This window comes from Streptomyces sp. NPDC045956 (assembly GCF_056430705.1).
The window spans coordinates 255,849-278,092 of sequence record NZ_JBWKKZ010000007.1 but is presented as its reverse complement, the minus strand read 5'-3'; the positions used below and the strand labels follow the sequence as shown (position 1 = coordinate 278,092).

19 protein-coding genes and 1 pseudogene are annotated in these 22,244 nt (G+C 75.5%); 9 read left to right on the top strand and 11 right to left on the bottom strand.

Annotated features, from left to right (window positions below):
* Nucleotides 1-14 precede the first annotated feature (14 nt).
* Nucleotides 15-1,754, bottom strand: a complete 1,740-nt coding sequence (locus AC07FV_RS20485) for a VWA domain-containing protein (protein ID WP_479088807.1) — start codon at nucleotides 1,752-1,754, stop codon at nucleotides 15-17.
* A 265-nt stretch (nucleotides 1,755-2,019) separates the two neighbouring features.
* Here AC07FV_RS20485 and AC07FV_RS20480 point away from each other — a divergent pair, with 265 nt between their 5' ends.
* On the top strand, nucleotides 2,020-4,098 hold the full coding sequence (locus tag AC07FV_RS20480; protein WP_479088806.1) for a PhoX family protein: 2,079 nt from the start codon (nucleotides 2,020-2,022) through the stop codon (nucleotides 4,096-4,098).
* Between the two features lie 26 nt (nucleotides 4,099-4,124).
* Here AC07FV_RS20480 and AC07FV_RS20475 read toward each other — a convergent pair whose 3' ends face one another.
* The 4 genes from AC07FV_RS20475 to AC07FV_RS20460 all read right to left on the bottom strand — a co-directional run bounded on the left by AC07FV_RS20475 (nucleotide 4,125) and on the right by AC07FV_RS20460 (nucleotide 7,198).
* On the bottom strand, nucleotides 4,125-5,132 hold the full coding sequence (locus tag AC07FV_RS20475; protein WP_479088805.1) for an endonuclease/exonuclease/phosphatase family protein: 1,008 nt from the start codon (nucleotides 5,130-5,132) through the stop codon (nucleotides 4,125-4,127).
* Between the two features lie 109 nt (nucleotides 5,133-5,241).
* Nucleotides 5,242-5,595 (bottom strand): ADP-ribosylation/crystallin J1, encoded by a 354-nt coding sequence (locus AC07FV_RS20470; protein WP_479088804.1) that lies wholly within the window; start codon nucleotides 5,593-5,595, stop codon nucleotides 5,242-5,244.
* Between the two features lie 61 nt (nucleotides 5,596-5,656).
* Nucleotides 5,657-6,568 (bottom strand): hypothetical protein, encoded by a 912-nt coding sequence (locus AC07FV_RS20465; RefSeq protein WP_479088803.1) that lies wholly within the window; start codon nucleotides 6,566-6,568, stop codon nucleotides 5,657-5,659.
* 150 nt (nucleotides 6,569-6,718) lie between these two features.
* On the bottom strand, nucleotides 6,719-7,198 hold the full coding sequence (locus tag AC07FV_RS20460) for a hypothetical protein (RefSeq protein ID WP_361016059.1): 480 nt from the start codon (nucleotides 7,196-7,198) through the stop codon (nucleotides 6,719-6,721).
* 68 nt (nucleotides 7,199-7,266) lie between these two features.
* On the opposite strand from AC07FV_RS20460, the gene AC07FV_RS20455 reads away from it, so the two are divergent.
* From AC07FV_RS20455 to AC07FV_RS20435, 5 genes are all read left to right on the top strand, one after another.
* The gene (locus AC07FV_RS20455; RefSeq protein WP_479088802.1) at nucleotides 7,267-8,508 is read left to right on the top strand and encodes a PP2C family protein-serine/threonine phosphatase; all 1,242 of its coding nucleotides are present in this window, start codon (nucleotides 7,267-7,269) and stop codon (nucleotides 8,506-8,508) included.
* A gap of 63 nt (nucleotides 8,509-8,571) precedes the next feature.
* A complete protein-coding gene (locus AC07FV_RS20450; RefSeq protein ID WP_479088801.1) occupies nucleotides 8,572-9,651 on the top strand; it encodes a hypothetical protein in 1,080 nt (359 codons plus the stop codon).
* A gap of 137 nt (nucleotides 9,652-9,788) precedes the next feature.
* Entirely contained in the window at nucleotides 9,789-10,151 is a 363-nt protein-coding gene (locus AC07FV_RS20445; protein WP_479088800.1) for a hypothetical protein, read from the top strand.
* 7 nt (nucleotides 10,152-10,158) lie between these two features.
* Nucleotides 10,159-12,867 carry a substrate-binding domain-containing protein gene (locus AC07FV_RS20440; protein WP_479088799.1) on the top strand — a complete coding sequence of 903 codons (2,709 nt, stop codon included), beginning with the start codon at nucleotides 10,159-10,161 and terminating at the stop codon, nucleotides 12,865-12,867.
* A complete protein-coding gene (locus AC07FV_RS20435) occupies nucleotides 12,867-14,279 on the top strand; it encodes an extracellular solute-binding protein (RefSeq protein WP_479088798.1) in 1,413 nt (470 codons plus the stop codon). The genes AC07FV_RS20440 and AC07FV_RS20435 overlap by 1 nt, the downstream gene beginning before the upstream one ends.
* A 40-nt stretch (nucleotides 14,280-14,319) precedes the next feature.
* Here AC07FV_RS20435 and AC07FV_RS20430 read toward each other — a convergent pair whose 3' ends face one another.
* Nucleotides 14,320-14,502, bottom strand: coding sequence for a hypothetical protein (locus tag AC07FV_RS20430; protein WP_479088797.1), 183 nt, complete (start codon nucleotides 14,500-14,502; stop codon nucleotides 14,320-14,322).
* Nucleotides 14,503-14,615: 113 nt separating this feature from the next.
* Between AC07FV_RS20430 and AC07FV_RS20425 the strand changes: the two genes are divergently transcribed.
* The gene (locus AC07FV_RS20425) at nucleotides 14,616-15,965 is read left to right on the top strand and encodes a helix-turn-helix domain-containing protein (RefSeq protein WP_479088796.1); all 1,350 of its coding nucleotides are present in this window, start codon (nucleotides 14,616-14,618) and stop codon (nucleotides 15,963-15,965) included.
* Between the two features lie 81 nt (nucleotides 15,966-16,046).
* Entirely contained in the window at nucleotides 16,047-16,766 is a 720-nt protein-coding gene (locus AC07FV_RS20420; RefSeq protein WP_479088795.1) for a GAF and ANTAR domain-containing protein, read from the top strand.
* A gap of 54 nt (nucleotides 16,767-16,820) precedes the next feature.
* Here the strand turns inward: AC07FV_RS20420 and AC07FV_RS20415 are convergent, their stop codons facing one another.
* The 5 genes and pseudogenes from AC07FV_RS20415 to AC07FV_RS20395 form a co-directional block, all read right to left on the bottom strand.
* On the bottom strand, nucleotides 16,821-17,612 hold the full coding sequence (locus AC07FV_RS20415; RefSeq protein WP_479088794.1) for a hypothetical protein: 792 nt from the start codon (nucleotides 17,610-17,612) through the stop codon (nucleotides 16,821-16,823).
* Between the two features lie 136 nt (nucleotides 17,613-17,748).
* Nucleotides 17,749-19,419 (bottom strand): glycoside hydrolase family 13 protein, encoded by a 1,671-nt coding sequence (locus AC07FV_RS20410; protein ID WP_479088793.1) that lies wholly within the window; start codon nucleotides 19,417-19,419, stop codon nucleotides 17,749-17,751.
* A 112-nt stretch (nucleotides 19,420-19,531) separates the two neighbouring features.
* Nucleotides 19,532-20,509 (bottom strand): nucleoside hydrolase, encoded by a 978-nt coding sequence (locus AC07FV_RS20405; RefSeq protein WP_479088792.1) that lies wholly within the window; start codon nucleotides 20,507-20,509, stop codon nucleotides 19,532-19,534.
* A 98-nt stretch (nucleotides 20,510-20,607) separates the two neighbouring features.
* On the bottom strand, nucleotides 20,608-20,979 hold the full coding sequence (locus AC07FV_RS20400) for a DUF6479 family protein (protein WP_391970860.1): 372 nt from the start codon (nucleotides 20,977-20,979) through the stop codon (nucleotides 20,608-20,610).
* 121 nt (nucleotides 20,980-21,100) lie between these two features.
* Nucleotides 21,101-21,370 (bottom strand): annotated as a pseudogene (locus AC07FV_RS20395) (cytochrome P450); the annotation flags it as partial.
* Nucleotides 21,371-21,499: 129 nt separating this feature from the next.
* On the opposite strand from AC07FV_RS20395, the gene AC07FV_RS20390 reads away from it, so the two are divergent.
* Entirely contained in the window at nucleotides 21,500-22,195 is a 696-nt protein-coding gene (locus AC07FV_RS20390; RefSeq protein WP_479088791.1) for a TetR/AcrR family transcriptional regulator, read from the top strand.
* The last annotated feature ends 49 nt before the right edge of the window (nucleotides 22,196-22,244 follow it).

Here is a 22,244-nt window from a genome sequence, read left to right as displayed (position 1 = left end):
GTGGCGCGGTGCGGTTACGGCCGCCAGGCGGCCAGTACGCCCTCGTACAGCTCCCTGTCCGTCAGCTCCCGCGGGGTCTCGCCGGCCAGGAAGTGCGACGCGTTGCCCGTCTTGAGCTTGCGGAGGTAGTCGAAGGCCTTGTTCTCCGGGTCGCCGAACGCGACGAAGGAGAAGTGGACGTGCGGGTGGTTCGCCGCGGCGTCCGTCAGAGCCTGGGTGGCCGGGGTCTTGGCGTCGGGGGCGCCGTCGGTCTGGAAGACCACCAGGGCGGGGGTGCCGGGGGCCTCCTTCTCGTGGTGCGCGAGGACGGCCTCGACGGCGGCGTGGTAGCTGGTGCGGCCCATCCGGCCGAGTGCCGCGTGCAGCTCGTCGATCTTGTTCTCGTGGTCGGTGAGGGTGAGCTGACCGGTGCCGTCCAGCTCCGTCGAGAAGAAGGTCACGTGGACCGTGGCCTCGGGGTCCAGGTGCGCGGCGAGGGCGAGGGTCTGCTCGGCGAGGGCCTGGGCGGAGCCGTCCTTGTAGTACGGGCGCATGGACGCGGAGCGGTCGAGGACGAGGTGGACCTTGGCGCGGGCGCCGGTGAGGTCGTGCTTCTCGAGGGCGGTGGCGGCGGCCTTGTAGGCCGTGGTGAGGCCGGGGGCGGTGGCGCGGATGCGGGTGGCGGGGGTGGCGGGTTCGGGGGCCTCGGCTTCGCCTTCGGCGTGTGTGTTCCCACCCGCACCACCCATGCCGCTTTCGTCGTCGGGTGCGGGTGGCCCCTGCGGGGCTTCCTCGCCGTCGGCGGCCGCGGGTTCGGGGGTGGCTGCGGCTGCGGGGGCCGGGGCGGAGGCCGGAGCGGGCTCGGGCTCGGCCTTCGGCTTCGCCTTGGCCTTCGGCTCGGGCTTGGCCTTGGCCTCGGGCTGCGGCTCGTCCTTCGGTTCCGGCTTCGGCTCGGGCTGCGCCTCGGCCTCCGGCTGTGCCTTGGCCTCCGGCTTCACCTTCGGCTTGGCCTTCGGTTCCGGCTTGGCCTCGGCCTTCGGCTCGTCCTTCGGTTCCGGCTCGGCCTGCGCCTTGGCCTCCGGCTGTGCCTTGGCCTTCGGCTTGGCCTTCGGCTTGGCCTTCGGTTCCGGCTCGGGCTGCGCCTCGGCCTCCGGCGTCGGCTCGGGCTCGGACTTCCCCTTGGCCTCCGACTTCGGGTCGGGCTGTGCCTCGGCTTGCGGCTCCGGCTCCGGCTTCGCCTCGGCCTCGGTCTTCGGCTTCGGGGCCGCCTCGGGCTTGGCCTCGGTCTTCGGCTTCGGGGCCGCCTCGGGCTTGGCCTCGGTCTTCGGCTTCGGCTCGGTCTTCGGCTTGGCCTCGGTCTTCGGCTTGGCCTCGGCTTCCGGCTTGGCCTCGGCCTTCGGCTCGGTCTCCGGCTCGGTCTCGGTCTTCGGGGTCGGCTTCGGGGTGGGGTGCTGGGCCTGGGGGGGCTCGGGGGTGGGGTCGGCCGTCGGGTCCGGGGACTCCGTGGGCTTGGGGACCGTGACGTTGGCGAAGGCGGCCTTGACGAGTTCGTGCTCGTCGGGGGAGAGGTCCGCCGTGCGGGGCTCGGGGACCTGCGCGGTCTCCGCCTGCTCCGGGGCCTCGGCCGGCTCCGGGGGTGCGGTGGGCTGGGACGGGAGCTTCGGCTCCGGCGCGGTGGCCGGCGGTGCCGTCTCCTGCGTCACACCCTCCGCCTGGGCGGTCCGGTCTTTGCGTGACCGGCCGAACACGTTCCGCAGAGAGGTGAGAATGCCCATGTGCGCAACCCTTCGCGTGAGTTGATGCCCGTCAATCCCTGGCCAGGACGGACACGTAAGGTTAGCGGCCCTGGATTGTGATCTTGTGCAGGGTCTGCCATGAAACCCTGGGCGCGTCAAGGTGGGATCGAGACGCCGCGGCAATTCCCTGCCCGCTTCCACGGGTTCACCCGTCGTTCACCGCGGCGCCCGTCTCCCGCACGTATGTGCACCTACGGTCGCGCTGACACCAAGGGCATCCAAGGGCTTCTCAGGGGAGAACACAGTGCGCAAGCTGCTGCCGTTGATCGGAACGCCGTCCGGTTCGCATCCCGGCGGCCGGTCCGCCATGACCTGTCGTTTCCGGTGTGGTGACGCCTGCTTCCACGAGGTGCCCAACACCAGCTCCAACGAGTACGTCGGCGACGTCATCGCCGGCGCGCTCAGCCGCCGTTCCATGATGCGGGCCGCCGCCGTCGTCACCGTGGCGGCCGCGGGCGCCGGTGCGGTGGGCGTGGCCGGGGCGCCGTCGGCGCAGGCCGCGCCGGCGACCGGCCGGGGCCACGGGAAACCGGGGCGGGAGGAGGGTGCGCGCGGGCTGCGGTTCACGCCCGTCGCCCCGAACAGGAACGACGCCGTCACCGTCCCGCAGGGGTACCGGCAGGACGTCGTGATCCGCTGGGGCGAGCCCATCCTGCGCGGGGCGCCCGCCTTCGACCCGGAGAAGCAGACCGCCAGGGCGCAGGCCGGGCAGTTCGGGTACAACAACGACTTCCTCGCACTGCTGCCGCTGCGCGGTGAGCGCGGCCGGCAGATCCTCGTCGCCAACCACGAGTACACCGACGAGGTGCTCATGTTCCGCGGCTACGACCCCGCGAACCCGACGCGCGAGCAGGTCGAGATCGCCTGGGCCGCGCACGGGCTGTCCGTCGTCGCCGTGCAGGAGGAGCGCGGGAACGGCAATCTGACGCCCGTCTCCCGGCACCGGCTCAACCGGCGGATCACCGCGACCACCGAGTTCCGGCTGACCGGGCCCGCCGCCGGCTCCGACCTGGTGAAGACCTCCGCCGACCGCAGTGGCCGCAAGGTGCTCGGCACCCTCAACAACTGCGCCGGCGGCACCACCCCGTGGGGCACGACGCTGCACGGCGAGGAGAACTTCAACCAGTACTTCGCCAACAGCAGCCGCGCGACCGACAAGCGCTACGGCATCGGCACCGGCGCCACCGAGCGCAAGTGGGAGCGGTTCGACAAGCGCTTCGACGTGGCCCAGGAGCCGAACGAGGTGCACCGCTTCGGGTACGTCGTCGAACTCGACCCCTACGACCCCGAGTCCACCCCGCGCAAGCACACCCTCCTCGGCCGTTTCAAGCACGAGGCGGCGACCGTGCGGCTGACCCACGACGGGCGCCCCGTCGTCTACACGGGTGACGACGAGCGGTTCGACTACTTCTACAAGTTCGTCGGCAGCAAGCGGATGCGGCACGGCGACAGCCGCTGGGCGCGCGAGCACAACCTGTCGCTGCTGGACGAGGGGACCCTCTACGTCGCCAAGCTCAGCGGCGACTCCCCGGCGATCGAGATCGACGGCACGGGCAAGCTGCCCGGCGACGGCGAGTTCGACGGCAGCGGCCACTGGATCCCGCTGGTCACCGCCACCGAGCGCGGTGCCGTCTCGCACGTCGAGGGCATGACCGCCGAGGAGGTGTGCGTCTTCACGCGGCTGGCCGGTGACAAGGTCGGCGCCACGAAGATGGACCGCCCCGAGGACATCGAGCCGTCCCCGACCACCGGCAAGGTGTACGTCGCCCTCACCAACAACTCCAACCGCGGGGTCGGCTCCAACGCCAAGGCGGACGAGGCCAACCCGCGCAACGCCAACAAGCACGGCCACGTCCTGGAGCTGACCGAGCGCTGGAACCGGGCCGACGCGACGTCCTTCGCGTGGTCGCTGTTCCTCGTCGCCGGCGACCCGGAGGACCCGGCGACCTACTTCGCGGGCTTCCCGAAGGACCGGGTCAGCCCGATCTCCTGCCCGGACAACGTCGCCTTCGACGACCACGGCAACCTGTGGCTGTCCACCGACGGCAACGCGCTGGGCAGCCACGACGGCCTCTTCGGGGTCGCGACCAAGGGCGACCGGCGCGGTGAGCTGAAGCAGTTCCTGACCGTGCCGACCGGCGCGGAGACCTGCGGTCCGCTCATCCAGGACCGGCGCGTACTGGTCGCCGTGCAGCACCCGGGCGAGGTCGACGGTGCCTCGGTGGAGAAGCCGGCCAGCACCTGGCCCGACGGACCGGGCAAGATCGTGCGCCCGTCGGTCGTGGCGGTGTGGCGCGCGGACGGCCGCGACATCGGCGTCTGAGAACGCCGGACTGCCCGGGGCCGGCGTCAGCCGGCCTCGTGCAGCGTGAGGTCGACGACCAGCGCGCGGTGGTCGGTGTCCGCCAGGTCCAGGAACCGGGCGCGGTGCGCGGTGAAGTCGTCCGACACCAGGACGTGGTCGATCTGCACGCCGAAGGTCGGGGCGGTCCGGGCCGGCCAGGTGGCCGTACGGTCGGCCCCGGCCAGCCGGGCCGCGTCGCTCAGCCCCGTGTCGAGGATGCGGCGGAAGGCGGCGTGGTCCTGGGAGGCGTTGAAGTCGCCGGCGAGGACGGTGGGGGTCTCGCCGTTCTCGGCGGCGGCGTCACGCAGGGCGTCCAGCTCCTCGCGCCAGAGGCCGACCTGGTCCGGCAGGGGTGGCATGGGGTGGGCGAGCTGGAGCCGTACGGAGTGGCCGCGCACGTCGGCGACGGCGGCCGGCATGCCCATGGTGCCGGGGGCGGCGGGGGCGGGCTCCAGCGGGAAGGCGCTCAGGATGACCGACCCCTCGGAGCCGCCGCCCTCGACGGCCCGCCGGTGGGGAAGGCTCGCGGCGAGTTCGCGGCGCAGGGTCGCGTCGCACGTGTATTCGCACTCCTGTACGAACACGAGGTCGGGTTCGGTCCGCCGCACGGCGCCGACCAGCTCGTCGGTGCCCTGTCCGAACTCGACGTTCGAGGTCAGCACCCGCAGCTCGGCGACGGGCGGCCCGGCGGGTTCGCCGGTCCTGCCGTACGGCTCGATGAACCATGCCAGCAGCCCGAGCAGCGCGACGCCCCACACCGCCCCGGTCCACCACCGGGCGAGCAGTGTCAGGAGCAGCCCGGCCCCGGCCGGCACGAGCAGCCAGGGCAGGAAGGCGAGCAGCTGCGGAACGGGCGTGATCCCGTCGCTGTCGGCGAGACGGCAGCCGACGACCACGCTCACCCCGGCGAACAGCAGCCCCGCGCACCAGCCCGCGAACCGCCGTCCGGCGCGGTGGGGCGCCGGACGCCCGCCGGAGTCCGTCGCCTGGTCGGTCGCCGTGTCGGTGTCCACGTCCCGGTCTCTCCCTCGCGGGTGCGCTGCCTGCCTCTGCGATGCCCGCAGCCTCCCTCGAAGACGGGAACGGCGGCCGGGAAGTTGCCCCGCGGAGGCCCGTGCGGCCTCAGGCCCCGGCGTGGAACTCCCGGACCACCTCGATCCGCCCCACGATGTGCCGGTTGAACTCGGCCAGCTCGTCCGCCGGGACCCACAGCTCCAGGATCGTCTCGCCGCCGGCCTGGCGCACCGGGTAGCGCTCCACGTGGTCCGTCTCGACCTCGAAGCGCGTGACGTAGCCCGAGCCGGAGGCGGGGACGTTCCAGTCGCGGGCGATGCGGACGGCGTAGTCCTCGTTGAGGACCGGGTAGAAGATCGGCTGCTCGGGCAGGCGCGGTGGCCAGGCCGTCCAGCCGGAGGCCGCCACCAGGGCCAGCTCCTCGGGGCCGGTGGGGCGCCACAGGGTCGTCGTCTCGGACATGGGCGGTGACCCTACCGACCGCTGCGGGAGGTGGGCCAAGGGTTTGCCGGCGCCGGGCGGCTCAGAGACGGGCCCGGGGCGGGGCGGGGTCGACGGTGGTGGCGGTGGGTGCCCGGCGGCGGCGCGGACGTCCGTAGCGGCCCGCGAGCCAGGAGGCCAGGGCGACCGCGAGGCCGAGGCCGACCAGCAGCCAGGAGGCCGTGCGCAGGGTCTCGGTGAGGGCGTCGTAGACGGCGCCCGCGGCCGGTCCGTCCACGGCGCCGTCCACCGCGCCGGGGAGTTCGGTGACGGTGAGCCGGCGGCCGAGGACGACGGCGAGGGCGAGCAGCGCCCCGCCGAGAGCGGTGCCGACCCCGGCGGCGGTGACGGCGCGCCGGCGGCACGCGGCGACGGCGATGCCGGTGACCGCGAAGACGACGGCCGCGAGCGGCAGCCAGAAGGCGGCGACGTCGAGCACGTGGTAGCCCTTCCTGAGCCGGTCCACCTCGTGGGCCGGGAGCACGGTGACGGCGGTGGGCCGGACCGGGATGCGCCGCGCGAACGGCACGTCCTCGGTGAGCCGCTCCTTGACGCGTCGGGTGACCGGGGCCAGGTCGACGGTGACCGGGCGGCCGTGCGTCCGGTGGTCCCGCAGTGCGCGCAGGACGGCCTCGTGGACGGTCCGGTTCGCCGTCTCCCAGCCCTCGCGGAAGGCCTCGGTGCGCGTGAAGGACCGGGTCGCGTCCCGCGCGAACAGCCGCACGCTGTCGTGCAGGGGGCCGGCCGCGACCTGGTCCGAGAAGCGGTCGCCCACCGCGGCGGCGACCGCTTCGCGCACGTCCGCGTCGTCGGCGAGCGGCGTCACGGCGGCGACGTAGCGCCCGGTGTCGGCCGGTCCGTGCACCGCCCAGGCCGCCAGCGTGCCGCACGGCGCGAGCAGGCAGGCGAGGGCGATCAGGGCGGTGGACAGGGCGGTCCGGAGTCGTGGGGACACCCCTCCAGGCAAGGTCCCGGCGGCGGCCGGGGCGACCGGCGTGACTGCATTCGGACGCCCGGGACGAGCCGATCGGGCGGTCCGGCACGCCCGGGGCACCGGCACCCGCCCCCACGGCAGGGCGCCCGGGCGGCGGGCGGCCGGCGGGCCTCAGGCGGCGCGGTGCCCCTGTGCGTCCTCGTGCGTGTAGTAGCGGTAGAAGAGGGAGGCGAACACCGCCGCCGCGAGCAGCAGGGACACGACGACGCAGGTGAACACCGCCACGCCGCTGCGGGAGTACAGGAACCCCAGCGCGCTGCCCGCGAACGCCGCCCACAGCGCCGCGTGTCCTTCGCGCGGCAGCCGGGCGGCCACCGCCCGGACCACGGCGAAGAGGACCACGAACGCGAGCACGGTCAGGAAGCCGAACAGGACGTTCCAGCCGGTGACGGGGCCGCCGCGGCGGCTGATGGACGCTGCCCAGTAGCCGTAGACCAGCCCGATCCCGACGGGCACCGCCCATTTCGCCATCCTGTGCGTCCGCGCGCCGAAGACGTCGGGTGTCGTCGTACGGCCGCGGGTGCCCGGCCCGCCGGGCGCTCCGGTGGGTGCCTGGGCGGACGTGCCGCGTGCCGGTACCGCATGAGCCATGAGCGCACTCCTCTCACCTCGCCCCCGTCTACCAGCGCACACCTGGGCGGGCCCGTCGGCAAGTCAGGATGCGGGCCGCCGGGGAGCGTGCTTCGCTGAGGCCCGTGGAGGCTCGCTACCGCAGTCCGGTGCGCGGCCGGTGGCGGCTGGTCGGCCGGCTCGTGCAGGCCGCCGGCCGGGGCGACGCCGTGTCCCGGCACGAACTGCTCAGCGTCCGCGGTCACAGCGTCGCCTGGATGTTCCCGCTGCTCCTGCTCGTCGCCATCACCGCGGCCGACACCACCACCGGTGCCTTCGAGATCATCTCCTGGACGGTGCTCGTCCCGGGTGTCGCCGCCGCGATCTGCGGGGTGCGGTCCACGGCCGTGTACGCGGCGGTCGCCGTCGCCGTCTACGTCATGGCCGACACCGTCTGGCAGCACCGTGCCGAGACCGGGCTGCCCGGGCTGGTCCTGGTCGCCCTCGGCGGGGTGATCGCCGTGGTGGCCGCCGCGCTCAGGGTGGGCGGCGAGCAGCGCATGATGCACATGCGGGACATCGCCGACACCACCCGCCGCACCGTGCTGCGGCCCCTGCCGGTCGGCTTCGGCGGCCTGGAGCACGCCGCCGTCTACCTCTCCGCGGACACCGAGGCCCGCGTCGGCGGCGACTTCTACGACATCCAGCCCGGCCCGCACGGCACCCGCGTCCTCGTCGGTGACGTGCAGGGCAAGGGGCTGGGCGCGGTGGAGGCGGCGGCCGCGCTGCTCGGCACCTTCCGTGAGGCCGCCTACCACGAGCCGGACCTCGCGACCGTCGCCGAGCGGCTGGAGATCCGGATGCGCCGCCACCGCGCGCACACCGCGGCGCTCGGCCGGTCCGACGGCGACCGGTTCGCGACCGCCGTCCTCATCGGTTTCTCGGAGCGCCTGCCGGACGCCGTGGACGTCGTCGTCTTCGGCCACGACCCCCCGCTGGCGGTCGGTCCGCGGGGCGTACGGACCCTGGCGGTCGCCGGAGGGCTGCCGCTCGGCATGAACGACCTCGTCGCGGGCCCGCCGGTGCCGCCGGTGCACCGCTCCGCCCTCGCCCGCGAGGAGACGCTGCTGCTGGTCACCGACGGGGTGACCGAGGCGCGCGACCCCGAGGGCTGCTTCTACCGGCACGCCGACGCCGTCGCCCGGGCGGTGGCCGCCGACCCCTCGGGCGCCGCACCGGGGCGGCTGGTGGCGCTGGTCCGGGACGGCACCCTGCGGCACTGCCGGGGGCGGCTGGCCGACGACACGACGGTCTTCGCGGTACGGCGATGGGGGCGGCCGCCGGACTGGTAGGCGCCCCGCTGTGCGGCCGCAACGGTTACGGTGCTGCCGTACGTGATCGACAGGGGGAGGGACATGCCCGGAACCGTGCTGCTGCTCGCGGCCTCGCCCGTGGGCAGGGGATGCCTGGTGGACGCCGCCTCCGTGCTCCCCGTGCTCGCGGCCGTGCCGCCCGCGGTGCTCGCCGGCACCGACACCGCGAACGTCGTCGAACTCGCCGACCCGCTGGAGCCGCAGGCCGTCCTCACCCGGCTGCGCGCCGCGGCGGCGGCTCCCGGCCCGCTGACGGTGTACGTCGCCGGGCAGCTCCAGCTGGACCGGCGCCAGCGCCTGCCCCACCTGGCGCTGGCCCGGACGACGCCGGCGACCGTCCGCTACACCGCCCTGCCCTGGCACTGGATCCGCGAGGAACTGCGGCTGCGGCCGAGCGGCGCGACGACGCTCCTGCTCGACCTGCACGCCGACCAGGAGACCTGGCAGTGGCTGCGGACCAGCCCGCTGGACTGTGGACGCAACAACGCCGTCTACGGCCGGGTCGCGCCGCCGCCCTCGCGGCGGACGGTGGGCACCCCCTCGTACATGCGTGCGGTCGCGACGATCCTGCGCAGCGGGCACCGGCCGCCGCCGGACCAGTTGCACCAGCAGGCACTGGCCCGGACGGCCGCCGAGAGCGCGGCCGGCGGTGCGGCGCCCGGTGCGGACCTGGTGCTGACGGCGCCGGGGCCGGAGGCGGGCGATCCGCACGCCGTCATCGCCGACGCCGTGCGGTCCGGGCGGCACGCGGACGCCGACGCGCTCGCCGCCCGGCACGAGCACGCCGCCGCCCTCGCGCACGGGCCCGCCTCCGCGGACGCGCTGCACTGGGCGGAGGTCCGGGCGGACCTGGCGATGTTCGCGGGCGACCCGGTGCGCAGCTGCCGTGCCTGGCTGAGGGTGGCCGAGGCCCGGCTGGGCGCCGGACAGCCGCCCGGGGCACCCGCGGTGGAGGCGGCCGTGGACCGGGCCCACCATCAGTGGGGGAAGATCCGCGACGCGGCGCCCGCCCGGGAACTGGGCGCGGCGCTCGCCGTGCTGCGGGGCCGGGTGCCCGGCCGGCGCGAGGGCGCGCTGGACCACGTGCAGCGGGAGCTGAGCCGCCTCCAGACACAGGGCTGAGGCGGCCCCGGGCCCGTGTGCGGGCCCGGTGTCGCGGCGGCCCGGGCCCCCGGCCCGTGTGCACGCCCGCGTGCGCATGGCGAGAGCGGCGCACAGACCCTCCCCTGCGCGCAACGGCGGTGCCATGATGGTGAGTTATGGCTGAGGGGGACGGAGTGGCGACGCACGGTATCCGCGTCCGGCTGGACGGGACCGCGAGCGAGAGCGACATCGGCGCACTGCACAAGTGGCTGGAACGCGAGAAACCGCTCGCCGACCTGGCCCGCACCGACCAGCTCCGCATCGACGAACGGAGCCGGGCCGACGAGACGGGCGCTCCGATGGGCACCGGCATGGACATCGTCGTGGCGGTGCTGGGGGGCGCCGCGGGCGCGATCTTCCAGTCGGTGGTGGACCAGGTCAGACGGTCCGTGGAGGCCTGGCGGGCCAACCGCCGCGAGGTGGAGGACGGCGAACCGCCCGAGGCGAGCGTCGAACCGGTGCGACCCGACGGCAGGTAGGCCGCCGGTGACCGGTTACGACCCTCGGGGGAAGGCGAACCGGGCGCTGCTGGTCGGAGTGTCCGAGTACGACCACACGGCTGGACCGGACGGCGTGCCCGGCGACCTGCCCGCGGTCAAGCACAACCTGAACCGCCTGGAGGAGGCGCTGCGGCACGGCGACGTGTTCGGCGAGCGCGGGATCACGGTGTGCCGCTCCCCCGACCAGGGCACCTTCGACCAGGAGTTGTGGAAGGCCGCCAAGGAGGCCGACGGCCTCCTGCTGCTGTACTTCGCCGGGCACGGGGCGATCCCCAACGCGGGCGACGAGCTGTTCCTCCAGATGCGCAAGGCGCGCGTGGTCGCGGGCGGGCACGCGGTCTTCCCGGGCGCGGTGCTGTTCAGCGTCGCGCAGGCGATGCTGACCGCCGGCCCCGCCCAGCGGATCGTCATCGTCCTGGACTGCTGCTTCGCCGGCAACGCCGCCTGGATCCGCCCGGACCCCCGCGACAAGCGGCGCCTGCTGCTGATGATGAGCGTGCAGGCCAACCACCGCATCGACGCGGGCGATCCGGGGAGTCCGACGCCGTTCACCGCCGAGCTGGCGGAGCTGCTGGAGCGCGACGGCGAGGTGTGGTTCGGCGATCTCGTGGACGCGCTGCGGGCCCGGATGTCCGCGAGCGGCCGACGGACGCTGCGGGGCGATCCCTGGGAGCCCCAGAGCCGCACCGAGCCGGGGGAGGACGTGCTCCTCGCGGCCCGCTCGCCGCGGGGAGGCCCTTCCGGCCCGGGGTTACCGGGGGGCGCGACCGCGGCGATTGCGGCGACTGAGGCGCCGGGCCCGGGTGGTCCGGGCGGTCCGGGCGGTGGCGGGACCGCCGACTCCGCGCCGCGGTGGTGGGCGGTGGCCGTCCGCCGGACGTGGACCGGCCTGACGGGTGTGCCGCGGGTGGTGGGCGAGGTCGCGGCCGGGGCCGTGGGCGGGCTGCTCCGGCGTCTCGGCGAGGCCGGACCGCACTCCGGGGCCCTGGCGCGGCGGATGGTCGCGGGGGCAGCGGTGCTGCTGTTCCTGACCGTCGTCGGCATCGGCTCGTACCGTCTCGCCGCCACGGACGGTGCCCCCTCGGCCTGCCGCCCGCCCCTGGAGCTGCGCGTGCTCACCGACCCGGACCTGGAGCCGACCGTCCGGGCCGCCGCCGAGGCGTACCTGACCTCGGAGGAGAACACCGCCGACGGCTGCCGCTCGAGCGGCATCACCGTCTACAGCGCGGGCGCCGCCGACGCGGTCACCGCCCTGCTCAAGCAGACCCGCGCCTGGCACGAACCCTCCGACGACGACACCAACCCGCAGCGCGACGTCGGCCCGCAGCCCGACGTGTGGATACCCGGCTCCCCGGCCGACGCCGCCCGCGTCACCGAGGGGCAGGACACCGACGCCGTGGCGGCCCTGGACCCCGACGAGGAGCCCTTCGCGTACTCCCCGATCGTGCTCGCCGTCCCGCAGGACATCGCCGCCGACCGGCTCGGGGAGCGCACCGGACTCCCGCTCACCCGGATGATCGACGACCTGCGCGACCGGCGCGACGACGCCGAGGTGCGCCGCCCCGACCCCGAGTTCACGGACACCGGGCTGCTCGCCACGATCGGCCTGCACCGGGGCGCCGGCGCCACCGGCACCCCCGACGCCCGCCGCGCCGAGGCCCGGGTGGCCCAGCCCGGGCCGCCCTCCCCGACCGCCGCCGAGCTGCTGTGCGCGCTGCCCGACGACGACGCCGTCGACAACCGCACCGCGGCCCTCGTCCCCGAGTTCCTGCTGCGCAGCGGCGTCGGCTGCGACAGCGCCCGCCGCACCCCGCGCATGGCGCAGTACCCCGGCGACGTGCCCGGCCTGGAGCCGCTCTTCGTCCGCGTCCGCTGGCAGGGCGCCGACCGCGACGAGGCCGAACGGGACCGGGCGGCGGACGGTTTCCGGCGGTGGCTCACCGGCGAGGGCGGCCGGGACGCCCTCGCCCGGGACGGTTTCCGGGCGCCCACCGGCGACCGGGCCCTGCTGGACACCGAGGAGGTGGCCGCCGCCGTCCTGCGGGCACCGTCGCCGCTGACCGAGTCCGCCGGACGGAACGCGATGGAGGCCTCCCTGGCGGGCTACCGGGGCGCGGGCGGCCCCGGCCGCGTGCTGTTCCTGCTCGACAGCTCCGGCTCGATGAGCGGCCAGTGGGAGGGCGCCAGCGGCGGCCCCGGCCTGCTGAAACAGTCCCTCGGCGGACTCGGCGACCAGGACGAGTACGGCGTGTGGGCGGTCTCGGGCACGGGCGAGGACGCCTACGACGTGCTGTTGTCCCTCGACCGGCACAACCGCGAGGACGCCGAACGCGCCGTCGACCGCGAGGCCCGGGTCCGGGACGCCGCGGCCGACCCGGTGGGGGCGCTCGGGGACGCGCTCGGCGCCATGGAGCGGTGGGGCGCCGACGACGAGCGGCCCGGCCTGATCGTCTTCGTCACCGACGACGAGGACGCGGGCCGCCCCTCCGGCGACCGCTTCGTGCGCCTCCTCGCCCTCGCCGGCGAGGGCGAGACGCCGGTCGCGATGGTCTCCCTCAAGGGCGGTGCCTGCGACGAGGGGAAGCCGGACGCCCTCATCTCCAGGGCGAGCGGCGGGCGATGCCTGGACGCCGCCGACGACCTCGGCGCGGCCCTGCACGACGAGGTGGCACGCATCGGAACGGGAGAGACGTGATGCTCCGACGACGGCTGCCCAGGGCACCGGGACGACGCCTCGCGGTCCTGGCGGCCCCGCTGCTCCTGCTCCTGCCGACCGCCTGCGTCGGGAGCGGGGGGAACGGGCCCGCGGCCACGCCCACCGCCGACGTGCCCGGCGACATCGTGGTCGCCAGCGGACGGGACGTCACCGGCAAGAACGGCATCCGCCAGCGCCTCATCGACGTGTGGAACGCCGGGCAGGACAAGGCCGGCACCGGTTACCGCGCCCGGCTGGTCGAACTCCCCGGCAACGCCGACGAGCAGCGCAGCCAGCTGCTCGGCGCCCTCCAGTCCGGCAGCGCCGCCTACGACGTGGTCAACCTCGACGTCACCTGGGTCCCGGAGTTCGCCGAGGCGCGCCTGATCAGCCCGCTGCCGGGGACGCTGCTCGACGACGACGTGATCGCGCCCGTGGCCGGCACGGCCCGCTGGGACGGCGAGGTGTACGCCGCGCCCTTCAACAGCGACGTCGGCCTGCTCTACTACCGGCGCGACCACCTGCGCCGGGCGGGCGTCGAACGCCCCGACCTCGAAGCCGGTCTGACGTGGCCGGAACTGAAGAAGCTGATCACCACGCTCGACGAGCACCGGCCCGACGGCTACGAGAAGGGCTGGACCACCCAGCTCGCCGCCTACGAGGGACGCACCGTCAACGCCATGGAGGCGTTCGCGTCGGCGGTGCCCGACTTCACGCTCACCGACGAGGACGGCCACTACGACGCGACCGTCGAGGAGCTGACCGAGGGCATCACCGAGCTGCGCCGCCGCACCGAGGCGGCCTCCGTCCTGCCGGACGCCTTCGGCTCCGACGAGGCGGCCTCCCTCGGCGCCTTCGCCGCCGGCCGCACCGCCTTCCTGCGGCACTGGCCGTACGTGTATCCCGCCCTGCACGAGACCTTCCCGAAGGACCGGCACGGCGAACGGCTCGGCGTGACCGCGCTGCCGGGCCGGGCCGTGCTCGGCGGCCAGAACCTCGCGGTGGCCGCCACCTCCCGGCGGGCGGACAAGGCGACCGAGCTGATCAGGTTCCTGACCGGCAAGGAGAGCGAACGCTGCCTGCTGGACGCCGGTTTCGCGGCGACGCGCGTCTCGGCGTACACGGACTCCGCGGTGACCTGCGCGGTGGGCGCCGCGACCCCCTCGCCGGCCCCCACCGGGGAGGGCGCCGACACCGTCCCCCGGGACGCGGCCGGACGGCCCGAGTACGCGTCAGAGGTCCTGCTGCCGGCGCTCCAGGAGGCGGCCCACCGCCCCCGCACCCCGCTGTACGGCGCCTTCACCCAGACCTTCACCACCGCGCTGGACGACCTCTTCGCCGACGACCCGCCGGGCGACGCGGAACTGGCCCGGCGCCTGGCCAAGGCCCTGCGGCGGGCCCTGCCGGACTGACCCCCGGCCCCGGAAGACCGGCCCGGCCGGCACGCCGGCTTCAGCGGGTGACGGTGACCAGCGAGTCCGTCACCGGGACCGTGCCCGGCTCCGTCGCGGGGGCCGGCGGGCGCCCGTTGTCCGCCGGTCCGGCGTTCGCGGCCAGCAGCAGGCAGGCCATGGCGGCCACGGCGGCGGCGAGGGCTCTGCCGTAGCGTCCGGCGGTGCGTGTGCGATCGGGCACGGTGTCCTCTGCGGGTGGTACGGGATGTTGCCGAGCGCGGTCAAGCGCGCTTAATCCGCGGTTTAACCTAGAGCCGGCGGAGTCGAACGGCAAGAGCCGCAGGGGGAGTTGGCATGGCGGACCGCGACGACCGGGAGACCATAGGACGCCGCGTGCAGCGGCTGCGGGCCGAGCGGGGGATGACCCAGCGCCAGCTCGCGGAACCGGCGTACACCCCCGCGTACATCTCCACCCTGGAGGCCGGCCGCGTCCGCCCCTCGGACGACGCGCTGCGCCACCTCGCCGAACGGCTCGGCGTCGGCTACGAGGAGCTGGCCACCGGGCGTCCGGCGCGGCTCGTCACCGGGCTGCGGCTCAGGCTCACCGAGGCGCGGCGCACGCTCGCCGGCGGGGGCGCCGAGCAGGCGGCCGGGCAGTACGCCGAGCTGCTCGCCGAGGCCGAGGCGTACGCCCTGCCCGAGGAGCGGGCCGACGCCCTGCTCGGACTGGGCGAGTGCGCGGTGGAGACCGGTGAGCTGGTCGGCGCCCGGCAGTACTTCGAACGGGCCGAGGAGTGCCTCACCGACGCGGGCGCCCCCCTGCCCGCCCGGGTCCCCGCCCTGCGCGGACGGGCCGTCGCCCACTACCTCGCCGGTGAACTCCGGTACGCCGTCTACCTGCTGGAGTCCACCCTCGACGAGCTGAACCGCGGCGGCCTGCACGACCCCGACGCGCTGCTGCTGCTCTACGCCAGTGCCATCGGCCCGTACATGGACATGGGCGCGCACGCGCGCGCCGCCCAGGCCGCCGAGCTGGCCCTCGCCCTCGCGCCGCGGGCCGGCGACCCGGCGCTGGTGGCCCGCATGCACCGCTCCGTCGCCCGCACCCTGCTCGCCGAGGGCCGGCTGGAGGAGGCCGACGCCTCGCTGGCCAAGGCCGCCGAGCTGTACCGCACGCTGCAACTGAGCACCGAGTTGGCCAACTGCCACTGGATGCGCGGCTACGTCTGCGCGCAGAACGGCGAACTCCCGCGCGCCGAGGAGGAGATGCGAGAGGCCCTCGGCATGCTCTCCGCCACCCGCGCCGCCCTCTACAGCAGCCAGGTCGCCGTCGAACTGGCCGACGTACTGCACCGGCGCGGCAAGTCCGAGGAGGCCGCCGCGCTGCTGCACGGGGTGCTGGACGACCTCTCCTCCGAACGCGGCGCCGTGCACGCCGCGGGCGCGCACCGGCTGCTCGGCATCATCGCCGAGGACGCTCGGGACACCGAGGCGGCCGAGGAGCACTACGTCCGCGCCCTCAGCCTGCTGGAGCGCGCGGGCGCCGCCGGCGACCTGGCCGACCTGTGCCGGCTGCTGGGCGATCTGCTGCGGCGCACCGGCCGGGTCGAGGCGGCCCTCGACGCCTACCGCACCGGCCTCGGGCACCGCACGGCACCCGGCACGACCACGCTCGGGCCGGCCCCCGCCCAGCCGCCCCTGTAGCGGGGCCGGGGCCTCGGTTTTGCCCGGTCACGCAGGGGTAACCGGGTCTCCGGCCGCTTTCGGGCGAAGGAGGCGGTGCGTGTGCGGCCCAGTGACGGAGCATGGTGGTCCCCGGACGGTTCGGGCGCCGCCGAGGTGATCGCCGCACACGTGCGGGGCGCCCCGCCCGGCGAGGTGCCGGGCCGGCTGTGCGAGGCGGTGCTGGGGCTGCTGCCGGTGAGCGGCGCCAGCGCGTCGTTGCGCAGTGCGGGCGTGCCGGTGCGGCTGTGTGCCACGGGCGACCGGGCGTCGTACCTGGCGGAGATCCAGACCACGCTGGGGGACGGGCCGTGTGTGAGCGCCGCCGAGTCGGGCGCGCCGGTGCTGGCCCGTGACCTGACGGCCGGCGCCGACGCCGGCCGCTGGCCCGTCTACGCGCAGCAGGCCACGGCGGTCGGCGTCCGGGCGGTCTACGCGCTGCCGCTGGGCAGCGACTCGGCGTGCCTGGGCACCCTCGACCTGTACCGCGACTCCCCCGGCGGGCTGACCGGCCCGCAGCTGGCCACGGCACGCCTGGTGGCCGGCGCCATGACGGCGGCGCTGATGGCGCTGCCGTGCGGGGAGGGCGCCTGGCTGGACGAGCTGGCGGGCGAGCACGACGAGGTGTACCGGGCCGTCGGCATGATCATGGCCCGGCTGGGCGTCGGCGCGGACGAGGCCCTGGCCCGGCTGCGCGCCGACGCGTTCACCCGGGGCCGCAGCGCATACGAGGCGGCCCGGGACATCACCACCCACCGATACCGCTTCGACCCCGACGGCTAGGGCGGAACCCCCGGCCCCCCGCCCCCGGCACCCGCCGCCCGGGAGCGGCGGTGCTCAGACCTGCGCCCGCCCCTGCCGCCGGACCTCCGCCAGCCGCCGGGCCCCGACCTCGGCGGCCGTCCAGGTGGCGTCGTCGTCGGGTGCGCCGAGGGTGCCGTTGGTGAGGCTGACGGCGTCGTCGCCGACGCGCACGGCGGCGAGGTCCACGGTGAGCACGGCACCCGCGGCGTCCGCGCCCCCGGTGTCCGCCGCCGGCACGCGCACCGTCACCCGCAGGCCCTGCCGGGCGTCCCCCCGCTCCGGCAGGGGCAGGGAGGTGACCCGCACGTCCCGGGCGGCGCCCCGCGCGGGCCGTGCCGTGAAGTGCCCGCAGGCGTCCGGCAGCGTCCCGAGCCAGGCCAGCGCCCGGTCGATGTCGGCCGCGCGGTGGGAGGTGATCCGGTAGTGCAGCTGGGCCCCGCCCACCGGGTCGTCCAGGGCGGCCGCGGCCCGCGCGGCGGTGGCGGAGCCGAACAGCTCCTCGGTGTAGAGCACGTCCAGCAGCCGCCGGCAGTCGGCCCGCTCGGTGGTGGCCTTGAGGACCCCGTCCCGCCAGGTCGCGGCGCCCCGCGTGGGTTCCCAGGCCTCCCCCAGGTCGGCCTCCGTGATCAGGGCCTCCCGGGCCTGCCCCGGGGTGAGCACGGGCGGCACGGAGGGCGAGGGGAGCGCGGCCGGGGACCGCGTGGCCGCCGGCGCGGTGCCGGCCGGCCGGTCCCCGTGCCGCCCGCCGCCGGCGCAGGCGGCCGCCGTCAGCGCCAGCGCCGCCGAGAGAGCGCACGCGAGCGGGGGGCGGGCGGCGTGCTGCATGGGCGTGCCTCCTGGGGGGCCGGGCGAGCGGCCCTCCGGGACCGGTCGCACCCTCCACGGCACCACCGCCCCCGCCCCGCCACCAGCGTGCTGGGCCGTCCGGGTGAGGCGGGGGCGGCCGGGCCCGGGGGAGCGCCTAGCGGCCCAGCCACACCGTCGTGTCCGGGCCCAGGCGGCCGCCGTCCAGGGGCGCGCTGCTCAGCAGGACCTCCCCGGCCGGCAGGTCGACCGTCGTACCGGAAAGATTGGTGACGCAGCGCCAGGTGTCCGTGCGGTCGAACTGCAGCACCCCCGGCGGAACGTCGTCCGCCCAGGTCAGCTCCTCGCCGTCGAGCAGCTTGCGGCGCAGGCGCAGCGCCGTGCGGTACAGCTCCAGGGTCGAGCCCTCCACCCCGTCCTGGGCCTGGACGGCGTACGACGCGAAGTCCGGGGGCTGCGGCAGCCACGCCCCGCCCGAGCCGAAGCCGTACGACGGTCCGCCGGTCGTCCACGGCAGCGGCACCCGGCAGCCGTCGCGGCCCTTGCGGACGTGCCCGGTCTGCTCCCAGATCGGGTCCTGGAGCACCTCGGTGGGCAGGTCGGCCACCTCGGGCAGCCCCAGCTCCTCGCCCTGGTAGACGTACGCCGATCCGGGCAGCGCCAGCATCAGCAGCGTGGCGGCGCGGCCCCGGCGCAGCCCGGCCCGCCGGTCGGCCTCCGGTGCGTGGCCGCCGGACAGCAGCCAGGCGTCGGTGTCGGTGCCGGGCGGCAGGACCAGGCGGGTGGCGTGCCGGACCACGTCGTGGTTGGAGAGCACCCAGGTCGCCGAGGCGCCGGCCGCGCGGGCGTCGGCCAGCGAGCCGGTGATGATCTCGCGCAGCTCGGCCGCGTCCCAGCCGCCCTGGAGGTACTCGAAGTTGAAGGCCTGCCCCAGCTCGTCCGGACGGGCGTACAGCGCGCGCCGGGCGCCGGGCACCCAGGCCTCGGCCACCGCCATCCGGGGCGGGGTGTAGGCGTCCAGGATCTTGCGCCAGTCCCGGTACACCTCGTGCACGTCGTCGCGGTCGTAGAACGGGTGGGTGCCCGGGGCGAACTCCGCGAGCGCGGCCTCGCTGCTCAGCTCGGGGGAGCCGAGGTCGCGCAGCGGCTCGGCCAGGTCCTTGACCAGCGCGTGCGCCACGTCGACGCGGAAGCCGTCCACCCCGCGGTCGCACCAGAACTTCAGCGTGGTGCGGAAGTCGGCGCGAATCTGCTCGTTGTCCCAGTTCAGGTCGGGCTGCTCGGGGGTGAACAGGTGCAGGTACCACTGCCCGTCGGGCACCCGCTTCCAGGCGCTGCCGCCGAAGACGGACTGCCAGTCGGTGGGCGGCAGCTCCCCGTGCTCGCCGCGGCCGTCCCGGAAGACGTACCGGTCGCGGGCGGCGGAGCCGGGGCCCGCGTCCAGGGCCTCGCGGAACCAGGCGTGCCGGTGCGAGGTGTGGTTGGGGACGAGGTCGACGATGACCTTGAGGCCCAGCCGGTGGGCCTCGGCGGCCATCGCGTCGAAGTCGTCCAGGGTGCCCAGGCGCGGGTCGACGTCGCGGTAGTCGTCGACGTCGTAGCCCCCGTCGGCGAGTTCGGAGGGGTAGAACGGGCTGAGCCACAGGGCGTCGACGCCCAGGGCGGCCAGGTGGGTCAGGCGCTGGGTGATGCCGCGCAGGTCGCCGAGCCCGTCTCCGTCGGCGTCGGCGAAGCTGCGGGGGTAGACCTGGTAGATGACGGCCTGCCGCCACCAGTTGGGGTCCTTGGACGACAGGTCGGGCGTGCTGGTGGTGGGGCGGACGGTCACGCGGTCTCCTTCGCGATGCGTGCGGGCGACACGAACAGGTCTGTCCACATCACCCGAAAAGTGAACCCGCGCGAAGGAGCGACGCGCCGTCTCCCGCGCGCCTCCCTGCTCGTCACTCGTCCTTGTGTTCGACAGCGCTCAGGTACAGCTCCACGTACCGCGCCACGTCCACGTCCAACGCCACGTCCACCAGGGGTTGTTCGCGGGTGCCCTCGTGCAGTTCGGACTCGCCGGGGCGGACGCGGCGGTCGACGAGGGTCTGCCCGCGGGCCGGACCCGGCGCGAGGGACACCTCGACGGGCAGCCGGTGGGTGGTCAGTCCCTCCGGGTCGATCACCGCGCACACCGCGCCCGCGTCGCCGAGCCCGCCCCCGGGGTCCGTCTCGTCGGTGGCCGGACCGCGGTGGGCGAGCAGCTCGCCGGCGAGCCGGGTGCCGGGCTCGGCGCTCGCGCGCAGGCGGCGCACGTCCGGCCCCGGGACGATCACCCGCTGGAACACGTCCAGCCCGTACATCGTGATCGGCACCCCGGCGGTGAGCAGGATCGCGGCGGCCTCCGGGTCGTGCCAGACGTTGAACTCGGCGACCGGAGTGGCGTTCCCGGTGGCCACCGCGCCGCCCATGAACACGATCCGCTCGATGTTGCCGGTCACCTCCGGGTGGGTGCGCAGCAGCAGCGCGATGTTGGTCGCCGGGGCGGTGGGGATCAGCGTCACCGGCCGGGGGGAGGCGAGGATCTCCCGGCGCAGCAGGCTCACCGCGTCCAGGTCGACCGGGGCGCGCGTCGGCGCGGGCAGCCCGAGGTCGCCCATGCCGTCGTGCCCGTGCACGTGCCGGGCGGTGCGCACGCCCTCGATCAGCGGCCGTCCGGCGCCCCGGGCGACGGGGACGTCGGGGGCGCCGGCCTGCTCCAGCACGGTCAGGGTGTTGCGGACGACTCCCGCCACGTCCGTGTTGCCGGCCACGCAGGTGACCGCGCGCAGGTCGAGCCCCGGGTGGCGGACCGCCAGCAGCAGGGCCAGGGCGTCGTCGATGCCGGTGTCGCAGTCGACGATCACCGGGACGGGCGGCCGGCCGGAGTCGGTCGTCACGGTGGGGGCTCCTCGGGGTCGGCGGGGACGGGGGTCCCCGCGACCCTACGCGGGCTCCCGCGCCTTCCCCCGGTCCGGTCCCGCGCCACCGGCCCGGCTCACACGTGCCCCGATCCGCCGCTGCCGAAGGCGCCGCTGGACCCCGGCAGCCAGCGTCGGCGGTTCTGGTCCTCGCCCCGGCGGCTGCCCGAGTGGTGGAGCTCGTACGGCATGAGCCGCGGGCTCCCGTCGGCCGCCAGCGGGATCTCGTCCGGCTCCCGCATCTCCCGTTCCTCGTGGACGGCGCCGGTCTCGGGGAGCTTGCCGTGCTCGTCGGCGTGGGGGCGTTCGGGTTCTCGCTCCATGACGCTCAGACCCATGCGTACGGCCCAGATCAGCGCTCCCACGATCACCAGCCCGCCGATGAAGGCCACCGTCATGTTCACCGCGTGCGAGGACGCGGCCAGCAGTTCATACGTTGCCGTACTCATGTTCTGATTATGTACCCCCAAATGAGATAAAGCGCCAGGAATGCCCGATTGCTCCCCGAGGCTCCGCCGTGCTCAGGTCCCGCCGGCCGCGACCCGTCCTGATCCCGGCCGCCGGTGCGTCTCAGCCGAGGCGCACCGGCAGCTCCGCCAGGCCCCGCAGCAGGGTGCCCGTGCGCCAGGTGAGCGTCGCCGGGTCGGTGGCCGGGGCGAGCGAGGGGTGCCGCCGCAGGAGCGACCGTACGGCGACGGCGGCTTCGACGCGGGCCAGTGGGGCGCCGAGGCAGTGGTGGAGACCGTGCCCGAAACCGAGGTGGCCCGCGGCCCGGCGGCCGATGTCGAAGCGGTCGGGGTCGGGAAAGTGGTGGGGGTCGCGGGAGGTGGCGGCGAGGGCGGCCTCCCCGTCGCTTCAAACGGGGACCACTCCCCGTTTGTGGGGCCGACGATAGCATCGCCTCCCGGAGCGCGGGGAGCAGTCCCCGGTTCACCGGACCAGTGGATCGAGCGGATCAGGAGCGTGAGGATGGCCGTCGGCGCACACGACGGGGCTCCCCGGCAGCGACGCGACGCGCGGCGCAACCGGGAGCTTCTGCTGGGGGCGGCCCACGAGGTGTTCACCGAGCAGGGGCTGGACGCGCCGCTGGACGTGATCGCCCGCCGGGCGGGGGTCGGCAACGCGACGCTCTACCGCCACTTCCCCACCCGCGCCGCGCTCGTGGACGCCGTGTTCCGGGACTCGCTGACCGGCACGACGGACGCCGGCGAGCGGGCCAGGAAGGCGCCGGACGCGTGGGCGGGCCTCACCGCCTACCTGGAGGTCGTCTTCGCCACCCTGGCCGCCGACCGCGGCACCAACGACCTCATGACCACGAGGCTGCGGGGCGTCGACAGCCTGGAGGCCGTGCACGAGCACAACCGCAGGACCGTGGACGCGCTGCTGTCCCGCTGCCGCGACGAGGGGACCGTCCGCCCCGACGTCACCACCGAGGACGTGCTGTTCGCGCTCGCGGCCCTCGGCCGCGCCGTCCCCGCCCTGACCGCCGCGACGGCCCCGGACGCCTGGCGCCGCCCCCTCGCCCTGCTCCTCGCCGGGCTGCGCACCGAGCCGGCCGCGCACCCCCTGCCCGCACCGGCACTCACCGCCGCCGCACTCGGCGACGCCCTGCGGGAACTGGGCCCGCACCGCACCCGGGGCGGCGACGGGGAGACCGGCGGGTGAGGTTCGTACGGCTGACGGGCTGACGGGCTGACGGGTAGCAGGAGGGCGG

Bases quoted from the DNA above. Each gene is read 5' to 3' on its own strand.
- AC07FV_RS20455 (WP_479088802.1), top strand. From the start codon at position 7,267: ATGCGGGCCGCCGGGGAGCGTGCTTCGCTGAGGCCCGTGGAGGCTCGC.
- AC07FV_RS20400 (WP_391970860.1), bottom strand. From the start codon at position 20,979: ATGAGTACGGCAACGTATGAACTGCTGGCCGCGTCCTCGCACGCGGTG.
- AC07FV_RS20450 (WP_479088801.1), top strand. From the start codon at position 8,572: ATGCCCGGAACCGTGCTGCTGCTCGCGGCCTCGCCCGTGGGCAGGGGA.
- AC07FV_RS20435 (WP_479088798.1), top strand. From the start codon at position 12,867: ATGCTCCGACGACGGCTGCCCAGGGCACCGGGACGACGCCTCGCGGTC.
- AC07FV_RS20425 (WP_479088796.1), top strand. From the start codon at position 14,616: ATGGCGGACCGCGACGACCGGGAGACCATAGGACGCCGCGTGCAGCGG.
- AC07FV_RS20415 (WP_479088794.1), bottom strand. From the start codon at position 17,612: ATGCAGCACGCCGCCCGCCCCCCGCTCGCGTGCGCTCTCTCGGCGGCG.
- AC07FV_RS20390 (WP_479088791.1), top strand. From the start codon at position 21,500: ATGGCCGTCGGCGCACACGACGGGGCTCCCCGGCAGCGACGCGACGCG.
- AC07FV_RS20460 (WP_361016059.1), bottom strand. From the start codon at position 7,198: ATGGCTCATGCGGTACCGGCACGCGGCACGTCCGCCCAGGCACCCACC.
- AC07FV_RS20485 (WP_479088807.1), bottom strand. From the start codon at position 1,754: ATGGGCATTCTCACCTCTCTGCGGAACGTGTTCGGCCGGTCACGCAAA.
- AC07FV_RS20470 (WP_479088804.1), bottom strand. From the start codon at position 5,595: ATGTCCGAGACGACGACCCTGTGGCGCCCCACCGGCCCCGAGGAGCTG.
- AC07FV_RS20445 (WP_479088800.1), top strand. From the start codon at position 9,789: ATGGCTGAGGGGGACGGAGTGGCGACGCACGGTATCCGCGTCCGGCTG.